Here is a 13,548-nt window from a genome sequence, read left to right on the forward strand (position 1 = left end):
TTCATGGAAAAAAACATCAAAAAAATCGAAGATATGTCATTAAATGCCTGGCCTTCACATAAAATGGAACTTTATGACGGCTGGATTCTTCGGTTTTCTTATTTTTATACACACAGAACCAACAGCGTTGAACAATTTGGCAGTTCAACCTTACCATGGAGAGAAAAGGTCTCCTACTGCGAAGACGTTTACAAACGCCTTGGCTCACCTGCAATCTTCAAGATCAGTCCTCTGGTCTCACCGGATTTTGACTATACTCTGGAGAACCGTGGATATGAGATCCAGCATACAACAGAAGTCATGACTCTACATCTGGAAAATGCCAATCTCAGTACCGAATGTTCAGACGTAACACTTACCGATGAGATTCCGGATATCTGGATCACCAGCCTGTTTGATCTCAAAAAAATGACAAATCCGATCCACCGTGCAGTGGTTCCTTCTATGTATCGTGCAATCCCAAAGGATACCATCTGTGCTTCTGTCTGGAGAAACGGCAAGATCATTGCCACTGGCCTCGGCATCCTGGATCGTGACTACATCGGTATCTATGCGATCCATGTCAAAGAAAATTATCGCGGACAGGGATTTGCCCGCCAGATATGTACTGCGCTTCTCAAAGAGGGAGTGCACCAGGGTGCACAGAATGCTTACTTACAGGTAGTACAGGGAAATACCCCTGCCAAAAGACTTTATGCATCTCTCGGATTCACAGATTTCTATACATACTGGTTCCGAGTTCAGCCACAGGGAGGAACAGAATGAAAAAATGGCTTCTTTTGTCATTCTGCAGTGTATTTATTACTTTGTTGTCAGGCTGCAGCCCTGAGAATCTCCTCAACGGGATTATACCTTCTGATGATCAGGAAATCCAGGATATCCATCCTGACAGCACGCGCGTCTATATGGATGAACTGCCGGGAACTGTCCAGAGTTTCACCGGAAACAAACTCACTCTTGTCAGTTCTTCTCTACTCTATACGTTTGATGTTTCTCAGGCCACTCTGGAATCTGAGGATGGTATTATCCGCGGAGACTCTGTCAGTGTGATCTATGAGGGACAGCTTACCGATACCGACACCTCTACAGTCCGTGCACTTAAGGTGGTTGATGATTATCATACGACCGATACTCTGAAGGATAAAACTTCTCATGGACAGATCCAGCAGCTCACTGCAAATTCTGTCACCATAAAATCCCGCGGCGGCAAAACTGCCACTTTCCCCAGCACCGGTGCAGAACAGTATTATCAAAACGGCCTCAAGGCAGGTACCTGGGTTTATATTCACTACAAAGGCGAATTGGAGACCCCCGATCCGGAAAATCCCTCCAGATTATACGGTTCTCATGTCAAAGTGCTCAGTATCTCTGATATTGATCCTCTTAAGGTTCCTGACCCGACGCCAACTCCTGCACCTTCCAAAGATCAGGAGCGTAAAAAGGAAAACCAACTGCGTGCTGTGATCCAGAGTATCCAAACCAACATCCTGCAGATAACTATTGAAAGTACAAATACCACCATGAAACTGGATCTGTCCGGATTTCCATCCTATTTCAGTGGAGGCCCGACTCCGGGATCTCATGTCACCATCACTTATACCGGTGATTTTGACGGCAGCACTACAGAGAATATTTCCATCCTCGGAGTCACAGGAGATGTTCCCGAATCACTCAGTGAACAAAGGATTTCCTTTGCTGTATCCGGCGACATTATCGCTTCAACCTCCAATACGCTCACTCTTTTGACTTATGATAATGTGTATGTTACCTGCAATATAGACAATGCTTCCAATTCCTCTACAGGCGGACTGCTCAGCGGAAGTTCCGTTAAGATTACTTTCAATCCTGCCAAATCACGTAAATCCAATATTCTCTGTGCACTCAACATCGAAGATGCATAGATATAAGCATGAACAACGCAGACATGTCTGCTTCAAACTTCCTGAAACCTTCAATTAAAGTGAAAAAATGCCATAACTCTCAACACTTCTGAGAATTATGGCATCTTCTGTTTTTATAACTATTAACTTCTTCTGAATTTCTTTCGGATGATCTCCTCTCCGTTTCTCAGCCAGTCCTGCACTTCCTTTGAATCTCCCAGTATTTCTCTGAAGGACTGATATTCCTGACAAATTCCATCTCCATGAAGTACGCAATAGGCTCCCGCATCACTCCCAAGAGCTGTTTTGACACCCTTTCTGAAAGCTGTTCTGACCATTTCTTCTGCCCGATGGATAATCGGAAGCAGAGTTTCATCCTCATATCTTCCGCATCCCAGAAGATTACGGACCGTCACTAGAGTCGGAACCCACACCGTATGACTGTCAGCCAGCATGGTCAGCGTTTCTTCATCCATATAGTTACCGTGCTCCAGTGTATCTACTCCCGCCTCGATCGCCGCCTGCGTGCCATAAATTCCATTTGTATGACTCATCACGGCAAATCCCTCTTCATGGGCGATATGCACCATCTCTTTGACCTCTGTCTTATCCAGAGGTGTACCTGTGATCTCACCATGGTTTCGGAAATCCAGCAGTCCCGTCGTCATGATCTTGATAAAATCTGCGCCCTCCGCTGCCGCTTCCCGGACTCTCTGGTGGAATTCTCTCATATTGCCAAAGCTTCGTCCGACAATCCTGCCATAATGTCCTTCTTTATGGATAGCAAAAACCGGTGTCCTATAATCGATCCCATATTCTCCGGCAATCTGTGCGGCTCTTCTGGAAACTCCGCAGTTATCTCCTCCGTCACGTACAAAAGAAACCCCTGCTCTTCTGTAAGCCTCAAAATACTCCCGGATTTTTGACTCACATACAGATTCTCTGTGCAGCTTAACCGCCTCACGGTAATCGATTCCATCCATCAACATATGTGCATGACATTCACCAAACATTTATCCTACCTCTTACTGGCGGAAAAATCCGCGGATTTCTTCCTCAGATGCCTTCACTGAACCCTGTACGAAGAATGGTTTTCCACCACCTCTTCCATTCAGCGCTACATTCATTTCTTTTGTGAACTGACGAAGATCACCATTTAGTTCTCCCATGGCATACTTATAGCTGCCGTCTTCCCCCTTTGAGAATACCGCACAGCAGCCGGAGCATGTCTGCATAACAGCGTCTGCCATTCTGCGAACCTGATCTGACTCCAGTCCGTCATGGAACAGAAGGACACTTCCCTCATCTTCCCATCTCTTTGCCTCTGTCGCACAAAGTTCATCTACCATATGACTGACTTTACCTTTGAGCCGGAAATTTTCATCCTGCAGCCGGGCTACCGCTGCCGCTGTCTCGCCTGTTTTTGCAGAAAGCTTCACGGAAATCTGATGATTCTGGTCATCTATCATATTCAGGTAATCCATGACACGTTTTCCACAGATCATGGTTATGCGGATTCCTTCATGGAAATTTTCTACGGAAAGGATCTTGACCGCACCGATCTCTCCTGTATGTGTGACATGCGTTCCACAACATGCACAGAGATCAGAACCCGGGAAACGCACAAGACGCACCTGACCGGTAAGTTCCTTTTTGCTTCTGTAGGACAGTTTTTCCAGTTCTTCTTTTGGCGGATAAAAAATTTCTACCGGAGTGTTCTCCCATATTTTCTGATTTGTCTCCGCCTCAATCTCAGCAAGCTGTGTCTCTGTCAGAACCCCGCTGAAATCTACTGTGATCACATCACTGCTCATATGAAATCCCACATTGTCATATCCATATGCCTCATGCACCAGTCCACTGACAATATGCTCTCCGGAATGCTGCTGCATCAGATCAAACCTTCTGGCCCAGTCAATTTTTCCTGTTACCTTGCTTCCGGTTTCCAGCGGTTTCTCTGTATAATGAACAATCTCACTTCTCTTTTCCTGTACATCCACAACGGAAATTCCATTTATGGTACCAAGGTCACATGGCTGACCGCCGCCTTCCGGATAAAAGGCTGTCTGATTCAAAACGATCTCATACCCCTGAGCAGTTTCTCTGCATTCCAGAACCTCTGCAGTAAATTCCTTCTGATATACATCCTCATAATACAGCTTTCTTGTCTCACTCATTCTGCTGTCCTTCTTTCTGTAAATTTATCCGGGAAAATCCCCGTTTGTCTGCCTTTCAGTATAGCACAGCTTCTCCTTTATGAACAGAAAAAAGACAGGCGCGCTTAATGCTTACGCCTGTCTTTTGGGAGGTTTTATCAGAAAACAAGGTTATACTTGTCAATACTGATTTCTGCTTTACCTTCTGCTGCAAAAGTGATCTGATCCGCGTCCTGCGGGGTAAACAGAACCATTGTTGCAGTCTGGCTTCCATCGTTGATAAAGATTTCCACACTGAATTTATCCATAAGGATTCTCAATGTCACTTCTCCATCTACCGGTTTCACCCGAATATCTCTGCTGTGGAGGATGTCGTAGAGATATCCGCTTCTGCTTCTGTCAATATTCAGAATTTCTTTTGCCGGATCATAGGTAATATATGAAGAATAGGTATCATCTGCTGCAAGTTTAATTGTAAACTTGCGGAGATCATCAGTCACTTTCAGTTTCACGGTCATATCAAGAACGCGTCCGCTGATTCCATCCAGAGCTGTTTCTTCTGTGATTTCAACATTGTGATGCTCAACCAGTTCGCCACGATAATTTTCGATTTCTCTTACCGGCTGCTGGATCAGTTTTCCATCACGATAATTGATTTCTCTCGGAACTGTCATCTGTCCGAAATATTTCACTCCATCCGGAACAAACTTGGAATTCGGCCATGCCTGCATCCATGCGATCATGACACGACGTCCATCCGGAGTGAGCATACTCTGAGGAGCATAGAAATCAATTCCGCTGTCGAGAGGCTGTACATCCTCTCTTACAAATTTGTGTGTTTCTTTGTCATAGGTTCCTGTCAGATAGATAACGCTGTGCCCCACATGGAATTTGAGGTCTTCCGGAAGCATTGCCATCGGACTGACCACAAGGACATGTTTACCGTCAACTTCATAGAAGTCCGGACATTCCCACATCTTGCCAAGTCTGGCATCGCTGTGATCCAGAACCGTTACATATTCCCATTTGAAAGCATCCAGACTTCTGTAAAGAAGAATTCTGCTGTTTCCATCATCTGTCATATTGGAGATCACAGCATAAAAATAGCCATCGTCTTCCTTCCAGATCTTAGGATCACGGAAATCTACTTTACTTCCGCCTTCCGGAATATCATCTCCGGTAATGACCGGATTGTTTTCATATTTCTCATAATTGATACCATCACCCACAGCGATACACTGTGTCTGATGAGTCGGAAGCTCTCCGTTTGCCATCGGAGTATCGCCTACGAAGCCAACTCCAGTGTACATCAGAAGATGTCGTCCATCAGAAAGCTCCAGAGCACTTCCGGAAAAGCATCCAAAGTTATCATAGGATTCTTCCGGTGCCATAACTACCGGAAGTCTTTTCCATGCAAGCATATCTTTGCTGCTGAGATGTCCCCAGTGCATTGGACCCCATTCATTAGAATATGGATGGTACTGATAAAACAGATGGTATTCTCCATTGTAATAAGAAAATCCGTTTGGATCATTGATCCAGCCTGTACCACCAGTCACATGAAAAGAAGGACGTTCTTCCGGAGAAATTTTGCTCAACTGTTCCTGTTCAAATTCTCTGGCCTTCTGTAATTTCTCACTAATCATACATTCGTTCTCCTTATGGTAATATTCTGTAACTATTCAGAAGATAGTATCCCACGAGGTTTTTTGCATGGTAACAAAAGACCCTGACATCATGGTTTCCGATTTCTGATCCAAATAAAATTTTAGCCTTTGATACCAGAAGATGCAATACCTTCTACATAGTATTTCTGCATGAAGATAAACATAATGATCATCGGAATCGCAGAGACAACCAGGGCTGCCATGATGGCACTGTAGTGCACCGGCTGGGTACCAAAAAATGACTGAACTGCAAGCTGGATCGTACGTTTATCCTCACCTGTCATAACGAGGAATGGCCACATAAAGTCATTCCAGTGTGCTACGAAATCAAGAATAAATACTGTAGCATACACAGTTTTGGAAATTGGCATAACAATCTGGAAGAAAGTTCTGATCGGACTGCAGCCATCAATTGCCGCTGCTTCAATCAGGTCGTCCGGAACATCACAGAAAAACTGCCGGAACATATAAATTGAGAAGCATTTTGCAACAAAAGGAATAACAAGTGCAGCCAGTGTGTTTACCCAGCCAAGCTGAGACATTTCAATATAAAGCGGGAGCATGATAGCTTCCATCGGCAATACCATCAGTGCAATTACGAGATTCAGAACTGCACCTTTACCTTTGAACTCAAATTTAGCCAGTGCATAACCGCACATGGAGTTTACAAGAAGATCAAGAACCAGGATCAATGCAATATACAGAAGTGTATTCTTAAATACCAGTGGCATATTCAATCGTGAAAATACCTCTGCATAGTTACTTAAGGATGCCTGAACTGGTAAAAAAGTAGTCAGTGAATCCATATTTGCAAAAATCTTAGCCTCTGGCTTCAGTGATGCGGAAATCATCCAGATCAGAGGAGATACAAAGATGATACCGATGATAATATTTCCAAAATAGAACATAAATTTTCCAAATGCATTAGAAAACCTCATTGATTTTTTCATATTTATATCCTCCTTTCTCAGTCTGTTGCCGCAGTTACTTTCTTCATAGCCATAGACATACATACTACGATTACAAAGAATACAGCCGCGATCGAGCAGGCATAACCAAAGTTACCCTTCTGGAAGCCCTGTGTATAAATATAGTATACAAGAGTCTTTGTGGAGTTTTTCGGTCCACCCTGTGTCATGATATATGGCTGTGTAAAGAGTTTCATTGCCTGGATCATAGTGATCATGATTACATATTTAATTGTTCCCTTCAGCCCAGGAATAGTGATATAAAGGAACTGTTTAAATTTTGTAGCACCGTCTACGGATGCTGCTTCGTACTGGTCTCTCGGGATTCCCTGAAGACCTGCCAGGAAGATCATCATCTGATAACCGGCGCCCTGCCATGCAGACATAAAGATGATAGAATTCATCGCTGTGCTTGCATCACTCAGGAACTTGATCGGGCTCATTCCCAGAGATACCAGAATGGAGTTGATAAGACCTGTGTTCGGGTTTGCATTGTAAAGTACAGACCACAGTACGGAGATAACTACCATAGAAGTAAGCTGTGGTGCAAAGTACATGGTACGGAAAACAGCCACTCCACGGAACTTCTTTGAAACCAGAAGTGCAAGTGCGAGTGCGAGTACACACTGACACGGAACAACAATTACAGTAAAGTACACTGTATTTTTTAATGCAAGCCAGAAGTTTTTGTCACTGAAAAGCTTCTGATAGTTTTCTAAACCAATAAATTTCATGGCATCAGGTCTCATGATCTGATATTTAAATCCTGAAAAATATACGGTATAGATCATAGGTACAACAAGAAATGCAATCAGAAGAATCACTGCCGGTGCTACAAAAATATATGCAGCCACTCTTTCATCACGTTTACGGCCGGAAAGCTTCTTTTTTTCTGCCTTTGCCATTGCCTTTCCCCCTTTTTCTTATCCAGAAAAAGCGAAGCCGCACCGCTTTTTTGCCGATGCGGCTTCGTTTTCATTTATTTGTTTTCTTATTCAGCGTAATATGTTTCGTAGTCTTCTGTAAATGTATCTACCACTGTATCAAATTCAGACTGAATATAATCTGTATCTGCTTCTTCATTACTTGCCGCATCAGAGAAGATGTTTGTCATTGCTTCTGCATATGCTGCGGAGAAAGTAGCATAGGAAGGAGTTCTTGGACGCGGAACTGCTGTGTTTTCAAGCTGATCTACGATAAGAGCTCTTGCACCTTCTTTGTACTCAGCCATTGCTTCTGTTTCATAAGCAGAAGAACGTGTTGCAGGTTTTGCAATTGCTGCTGCATAAGATGCTACGTTATCAGTATTCATCAGCCATGCCAGGAATTCACCTGCTGCATCTGCGTTCTCGCAGTCTTTGGAGATTGCTGCTGCCCAGTCACCACATGGGGAAACTGCTTTTTTAGTTTCAGCATTAACCGGATAATAAGTTACACCCCAGTCAAAATCAGCATTCTGTTCAAGTGTTGCGATTTCCCATGAACCACCGATCATTGTTGCACATGCACCATTGAGGAATTCATCTGTGATCGGTTCAACGTTTGCATATCCTTTAGCGATCAGATCTGCAAGCCATGCTGTTGTGTTTACTGCTTCTTCACTGTTCACATATCCATCGGCTTCTTTTCCATCTTCGCTGATATAATCTTTTCCAGCAGAAAGATACAGCGGTTCAAGAGCATATGGAAGTCCTTCGCCGTGGTCCATGATGATGTGTGTTCCTACATAATCATCTGTTGTACATTTTTCAGCAATCTCAGCAACTTCATCTGTTGTCAGAGGATTTTCGAGTGTACGGGAATCCAGATCATCTGTATCTACACCACATTCTTTGAGGTAATCTTTGTTGTAATAGAATGCTACGGAAGATTCTGTTGCACCTACAGCATATAATTTGCCATCATATGTATTCTGCGTCATTGAAGACTTTACGAAATCTGCTTTGTCTTCATCTGTAAAATAGTCATCCAGCGGAACTGTGATTCCATTAGCTGCATAATAGGAAACCTGCGGTCCGTCTACATAGAAGATATCCGGAAGATCGTTGGATGTAACTGCTGTAGCAATCTTGTTATCATACGCGTAAGAGTCTGAACGGTCAATTGCTTCACGACTTACCTGAATCTCAGGATGTTCTTCGTTCCATTCGGAAATTTTTTCTTTCCACCATGCTTCAATTGATTCTCTGTCTGTTGGACTCCAGATTGTGATGTTTGTCACGTCATCTGCGAATACCGGTACAGTTGTTGCTGCTCCTGAAACTGCAAGTGCTGCTGCCATTGCCAGACTAATGGTTTTTTTCATTTCTTAATCCTCCTTTAATGTTTATTTCCACCGCGCGAAAGGAAATATTTTAGAACTCGTTCCATATTCTCAAACAGCCGATTCTTATAAGTTTGTTCGAGAAGTTTTTTGTGGAAGCCGTTCCATATCGTGTCTTTATCATACTTCCATGAAGTGTATTTGTCAACAGAATTTGATTAAAAACTCGTTTCCAAGCACAATTCCGTGCATTTTTATAATTTTAGCATTTTAATTTTGTGCATATTGTATATGTGTATATGTTATTTTTTTAACATAGTCTATTTAGCATACAAAAAACATGCAAAGCCATTTTAGAGCCTTGCATGTTTTAATATTTTGTCAGATTTTTTTGTTTAAATGCTGATATATTTTTCTTTTTATGCTATATTTTTTATGTTTTTTGTTTATATCTTATAATTTACCATCAATTTCAACCGGATAGGTACTTTGTCCCTGCCTTAATTCCACGGATAAAATCTGTCTGTGTGGAACGGGTTCCTTGTCTTCTATCAGATTTATGACACTTTTGGCACAGGTTTCTGCCAGAAATTTCACATTCTGACAAATAGCCGTTACCTCCGGATAGCAGATTCTGCTGACATCCATGCCATCATAAGTGATCACCTTGAGATCCTCCGGGACTCTTTTCCCTGCTTTGAGGGCAAGGTGCATATAGCAGAGTGCCGGCTGGTCAGCTGCAAATACACCATCTGCATCCGGATATTTCTCCATTGCCTCGGCTGCTGCATCCCAGTAAGACTGGTGATCAAACAGATTCCATTCCATGGTCAGATCCAGGACTTCCACTCCATGCTTCTTCAACGTCTCTTCAAATATGATATGTCTGTCATTTGCCGCTACATTCGGAGCAATACCAGTGATGTGGACGACCCTCTTACAGTTATTTTTCAGCATGATCTCTGCTGCCAGCTTACCACCATAAGCATGGTCAGACCCTACCATAGGAATCTCCGGACCGAAATCCTGATCCAGTGCGACAATTGTACGCTTCCGGTTCACATATTCCTTCCAATGCAATGTATGTGCACCGGTAATGATTCCATCCACCATATTGCGGTCCAACATATTCAGATAGTCGCGTTCTCTGTTGCTGCTTCCTACTGTATTGCAGATCATCGCCTTGTAGCCTCTTTTATATAGAGCCACCTCTGTCTCTCGTGCAAATGAGGAGAAAAACGGATGATCCAGGTCAGGGATCAGAACGCCTATGATACCGGTTCGATTGCGAAACAGATTTCTTGCCAGTTCATTCGGCGTGTATTCCAGATCACTGATCGCCTGTTCAATTTTTTTGCGGGTATCAGCGGCAACATAACCACTGCCGTTTATTACTCTGGACACAGTACCGACCCCTACTCCGGCCTTCTGTGCCACATCTTTAATACTTGCCATACTTTTTAAGTTAACCTTTCTTATACTCTGTTGTCTGGTTACGATAGTTTATTGTAATTGTTCTGTCTCCTTACAGTTTTTCCACTTCAGACAACGAGTTCAAAACATTTCCAATCTTTTTCGCGGTAGATCATTACTGTTCATTCATCAACAGCAATATGAATTATTATCACGCAGAGTGACTCTGCAATTATAAGTAATGTGACAATTATAGCATAGCAGCATTTTCTTTACAATTATCATCCTGTAGGAAAAAACAGACATTTTTCAGCAACGTTACTGTTAACTCCGTTCGCAGTAACTTGGAAGCTAAAAAAGCAGGACCACATTCATTTCTGAATCGCAGTCCTGTTTTGCTGACTTTGGTTTGTAACTGTTCTCTGTTCACATCCCGTAACCGGTTCATGTCTTAGCAGTTACTTTTATATATTTTTGCTGACACGAAGTCTTGTCATCGCTCTTGCGAGTGCAGCCTGGCTTCTGTGATATTCCACAATGCTCTGTTTCTGACGCAGCTGCTCTTCCGCACGGTCTCTTGCCTCTTCTGCTCTGCGGATATCAATTTCTTCCGGACGTTCCACAGTCAGGCAGAACAGCTTTGCACGGTTGTTGATCATCTCAACAAAACCTGAACTTACCGCAACTGTCAGCCAGTTCCCTTCAGAATCCTCAAAGCGCATCTCACCCGGAACGATCGCACAGATCATATTGGCATGATGTGCCAGAAATTCCTTCTGTCCATCCTCGGCCGGGATGATCAGTGACTTGGCTCTTCCTGCAAAAAACTGTCTGTTGGCAGCATAAATTTCAAGTCCGAATGTACTTTCCATAAGCCTCACCCCTTATTCTTCTGATAAAGTTTTGGCTTTTTCGATTACTTCGTCAATGGTTCCTACGTTGAAGAACGCATTTTCCGGATACTGATCCATCTCACCATCAATGATCATCTTGAATCCACGAATCGTTTCTTTGAGCGGAACATATTTACCAGGAATACCTGTAAAGTTCTCAGCTACATGGAATGGCTGGGACAGGAATTTCTGAATCTTTCTTGCACGGAATACCGTATTCTTATCCTCATCAGAAAGCTCTTCCATACCAAGGATTGCAATGATATCCTGGAGTTCTTTGTATTTCTGAAGGATTTCCTGTACTCTACGTGCAACTTCATAATGCTCCTCGCCGACTACATCAGCTTCCAGAATACGGGAAGTAGATTCCAGCGGATCAACAGCCGGATAAATACCCTGCTCTACGATCTTACGGGAAAGTACGGTAGTCGCATCCAGATGTGCAAACGTTGTTGCCGGAGCCGGGTCAGTCAGGTCATCGGCAGGTACATATACGGCCTGTACAGAAGTTACAGAACCAGAAGTTGTAGAAGCGATACGCTCCTGAAGTTCACCCATCTCAGTTGCCAGTGTAGGCTGATAACCTACGGCAGACGGCATACGTCCGAGAAGTGCAGATACCTCAGAACCGGCCTGTACAAAACGGAAAATATTATCAATAAACAAAAGTACATCTCTGTGCTCTGTATCACGGAAATATTCAGCCATTGTAAGACCTGTTTCCGCAACACGCATACGGGATCCCGGTGGCTCATTCATCTGTCCGAACACTAAGGCTGTTTTCTCAAGAACACCGGATTCCTTCATTTCTGACCAGAGGTCGTTACCTTCACGGGAACGTTCTCCAACACCTGTAAAAATAGAATATCCGCCATGCTCTGTAGCGATATTCTGGATAAGTTCCTGGATCAGAACGGTTTTACCAACGCCGGCACCACCGAACAGACCAATCTTACCACCCTTTGCATAAGGAGCAAGAAGGTCGATGACCTTGATACCTGTCTCCAGGATCTCTACGGCCGGTTTCTGATCTTCGAAGCTTGGCGGATCTCTGTGGATCACCCAATGCTCTGCATCATCCAGAGCTTCTCCACCGTCAACTGTCTCTCCAAGAACATTAAAAAGTCTTCCAAGAGTGCAGTCTCCCACCGGAACCTTGATTCCACTTCCTGTGGCAACTACTTCTCTGTCTCTCTGAAGTCCCTCACTGGCGCTCAGCATAATGCAGCGAACCACATCATTTCCCAGATGCTGAGAAACTTCCATAACGCATTTCTTACCATTGTTTTCGACTTCAAGGGCGTCCTTGATATCCGGAAGATCGCCATTCTCAAAAACAACATCTACAACAGGTCCCATGACCTGTACAATCTTACCTTTACTCATTATCGTCCCTTCCTTTTCTGGGCCTTCGCACCACTGCAAACTTCTGTGATCTCCTGTGTGATCGCTGCCTGACGTGCACGGTTATACTGAATCGAAAGATCCTGCAGCATTTTCTTTGCACTGTCTGTAGAAGACTGCATGGCTGTCATTCTCGCATTGTTCTCACTTGCATATGCTTCTACAAGACAGCCGTAGATCACACCTGTCAGGTAATTAGGAATCATAATGTCCAGTACGCCGTCTGCCGAAGGAAACATCTCTATCTCCTCCTGATGAACGCCCACCGGAACCTCAAGTGGCGAAAAGTTCGTTTTCTTTAAAGGAAGAAGCTGCATATTTACTGGCTCCATCACAACTGCATTCTGCATCTGTGTATAGATGATATGCACCTCATCCACTTCTCTTTCCAGAAAGCTTCTTACAACTTCCTCACTGATCAATCTTGCACGATGCATGGTCGGCTTCTGTACGGTATAGCGGAAGCTTCCATCCATGTCCACATCTTTCTTGCCAAAATACTGACGACCGACCATACCAAGAACATACAGCCTATGATATCCAGGTTTAGATGCTATAAATTCTTCTGTCATTCTGGTAATATTATGGTTATAAGCACCTGCCATACCCTTGTCACCAGTTACCACTATGGTTGCTATCTTACGCTCTTCCTGCGGGATCAGATGACGCACGCTAAAGAACGGATGCTGAATATCCGGGATATGACGAAGGATTCTGGCGATCGCACCCTGCATATTATAGAAGTAAGGCTCTGTATCAGACAGTATCTTCTTGGCTTTTTTCATCTTGGAAGAGGAAATCATATACATGGCATTGGTAATCTTCATTGTGTCCTGGACACTGCTTATCCTGCTTTTTATTTCTCTTGCATTTGCCATAAGTTCCTCCTATGCAATATCTGCTT

At 43.6% G+C, this 13,548-nt stretch carries 12 protein-coding genes; 2 read left to right on the forward strand and 10 right to left on the reverse strand.

The features are described 5' to 3' along the window. Positions 1–3: 3 nt before the first annotated feature. Both LIR34_RS07600 and LIR34_RS07605 read left to right on the forward strand, forming a co-directional pair. Positions 4–765, forward strand: a complete 762-nt coding sequence (locus LIR34_RS07600; RefSeq protein ID WP_173902424.1) for a GNAT family N-acetyltransferase — start codon at positions 4–6, stop codon at positions 763–765. Next, positions 762–1,901, forward strand: coding sequence for a hypothetical protein (locus LIR34_RS07605; protein WP_173902425.1), 1,140 nt, complete (start codon positions 762–764; stop codon positions 1,899–1,901). The genes LIR34_RS07600 and LIR34_RS07605 overlap by 4 nt, the downstream gene beginning before the upstream one ends. A 122-nt stretch (positions 1,902–2,023) precedes the next feature. On the opposite strand, the gene LIR34_RS07610 is transcribed toward LIR34_RS07605, so the two are convergent. The 10 genes from LIR34_RS07610 to atpG form a co-directional block, all read right to left on the reverse strand. Further along, positions 2,024–2,893 (reverse strand): amidohydrolase family protein, encoded by an 870-nt coding sequence (locus tag LIR34_RS07610; protein ID WP_173902426.1) that lies wholly within the window; start codon positions 2,891–2,893, stop codon positions 2,024–2,026. Positions 2,894–2,905: 12 nt separating this feature from the next. Then, complete coding sequence (locus LIR34_RS07615) at positions 2,906–4,057, reverse strand: alanyl-tRNA editing protein (protein ID WP_173902427.1); 1,152 nt, start codon at positions 4,055–4,057, stop codon at positions 2,906–2,908. Between the two features lie 137 nt (positions 4,058–4,194). After that, positions 4,195–5,682 carry a glycoside hydrolase family 32 protein gene (locus tag LIR34_RS07620; RefSeq protein ID WP_173902428.1) on the reverse strand — a complete coding sequence of 496 codons (1,488 nt, stop codon included), beginning with the start codon at positions 5,680–5,682 and terminating at the stop codon, positions 4,195–4,197. A 122-nt stretch (positions 5,683–5,804) separates the two neighbouring features. Continuing rightward, a complete protein-coding gene (locus tag LIR34_RS07625; protein WP_022213966.1) occupies positions 5,805–6,653 on the reverse strand; it encodes a carbohydrate ABC transporter permease in 849 nt (282 codons plus the stop codon). 17 nt (positions 6,654–6,670) lie between these two features. Then, on the reverse strand, positions 6,671–7,576 hold the full coding sequence (locus LIR34_RS07630) for a carbohydrate ABC transporter permease (protein ID WP_118252160.1): 906 nt from the start codon (positions 7,574–7,576) through the stop codon (positions 6,671–6,673). Positions 7,577–7,662: 86 nt separating this feature from the next. Further along, positions 7,663–8,976: an ABC transporter substrate-binding protein gene (locus LIR34_RS07635; RefSeq protein WP_227239553.1), complete on the reverse strand. Its 1,314-nt coding sequence runs from the start codon at positions 8,974–8,976 to the stop codon at positions 7,663–7,665. A 411-nt stretch (positions 8,977–9,387) separates the two neighbouring features. After that, entirely contained in the window at positions 9,388–10,389 is a 1,002-nt protein-coding gene (locus tag LIR34_RS07640) for a LacI family DNA-binding transcriptional regulator (RefSeq protein ID WP_173902429.1), read from the reverse strand. Positions 10,390–10,811: 422 nt separating this feature from the next. Continuing rightward, a complete protein-coding gene (atpC, locus tag LIR34_RS07645) occupies positions 10,812–11,219 on the reverse strand; it encodes an ATP synthase F1 subunit epsilon (RefSeq protein ID WP_022213962.1) in 408 nt (135 codons plus the stop codon). A gap of 12 nt (positions 11,220–11,231) precedes the next feature. Then, on the reverse strand, positions 11,232–12,626 hold the full coding sequence (atpD, locus tag LIR34_RS07650; RefSeq protein ID WP_161284621.1) for a F0F1 ATP synthase subunit beta: 1,395 nt from the start codon (positions 12,624–12,626) through the stop codon (positions 11,232–11,234). Continuing rightward, positions 12,626–13,522 carry an ATP synthase F1 subunit gamma gene (atpG, locus tag LIR34_RS07655; protein ID WP_173902430.1) on the reverse strand — a complete coding sequence of 299 codons (897 nt, stop codon included), beginning with the start codon at positions 13,520–13,522 and terminating at the stop codon, positions 12,626–12,628. Before atpG ends, atpD begins: the two co-directional genes overlap by 1 nt. Positions 13,523–13,548 lie beyond the last annotated feature (26 nt).

The sequence above is a fragment of the Blautia sp. MSK17_66 genome, from assembly GCF_020538025.1.
Taxonomy (GTDB): domain Bacteria; phylum Bacillota; class Clostridia; order Lachnospirales; family Lachnospiraceae; genus Blautia_A.

What these genes read in the sequence shown, in the direction of transcription:
- LIR34_RS07620 (WP_173902428.1), bottom strand. Translation starts at nt 5,682, where the DNA reads ATGATTAGTGAGAAATTACAGAAGGCCAGAGAATTTGAACAGGAACAG.
- atpG (WP_173902430.1), bottom strand. Translation starts at nt 13,522, where the DNA reads ATGGCAAATGCAAGAGAAATAAAAAGCAGGATAAGCAGTGTCCAGGAC.
- atpD (WP_161284621.1), bottom strand. Translation starts at nt 12,626, where the DNA reads ATGAGTAAAGGTAAGATTGTACAGGTCATGGGACCTGTTGTAGATGTT.
- LIR34_RS07640 (WP_173902429.1), bottom strand. Translation starts at nt 10,389, where the DNA reads ATGGCAAGTATTAAAGATGTGGCACAGAAGGCCGGAGTAGGGGTCGGT.
- LIR34_RS07625 (WP_022213966.1), bottom strand. Translation starts at nt 6,653, where the DNA reads ATGAAAAAATCAATGAGGTTTTCTAATGCATTTGGAAAATTTATGTTC.
- LIR34_RS07630 (WP_118252160.1), bottom strand. Translation starts at nt 7,576, where the DNA reads ATGGCAAAGGCAGAAAAAAAGAAGCTTTCCGGCCGTAAACGTGATGAA.
- LIR34_RS07610 (WP_173902426.1), bottom strand. Translation starts at nt 2,893, where the DNA reads ATGTTTGGTGAATGTCATGCACATATGTTGATGGATGGAATCGATTAC.
- LIR34_RS07635 (WP_227239553.1), bottom strand. Translation starts at nt 8,976, where the DNA reads ATGAAAAAAACCATTAGTCTGGCAATGGCAGCAGCACTTGCAGTTTCA.
- LIR34_RS07615 (WP_173902427.1), bottom strand. Translation starts at nt 4,057, where the DNA reads ATGAGTGAGACAAGAAAGCTGTATTATGAGGATGTATATCAGAAGGAA.
- LIR34_RS07600 (WP_173902424.1), top strand. Translation starts at nt 4, where the DNA reads ATGGAAAAAAACATCAAAAAAATCGAAGATATGTCATTAAATGCCTGG.
- atpC (WP_022213962.1), bottom strand. Translation starts at nt 11,219, where the DNA reads ATGGAAAGTACATTCGGACTTGAAATTTATGCTGCCAACAGACAGTTT.
- LIR34_RS07605 (WP_173902425.1), top strand. Translation starts at nt 762, where the DNA reads ATGAAAAAATGGCTTCTTTTGTCATTCTGCAGTGTATTTATTACTTTG.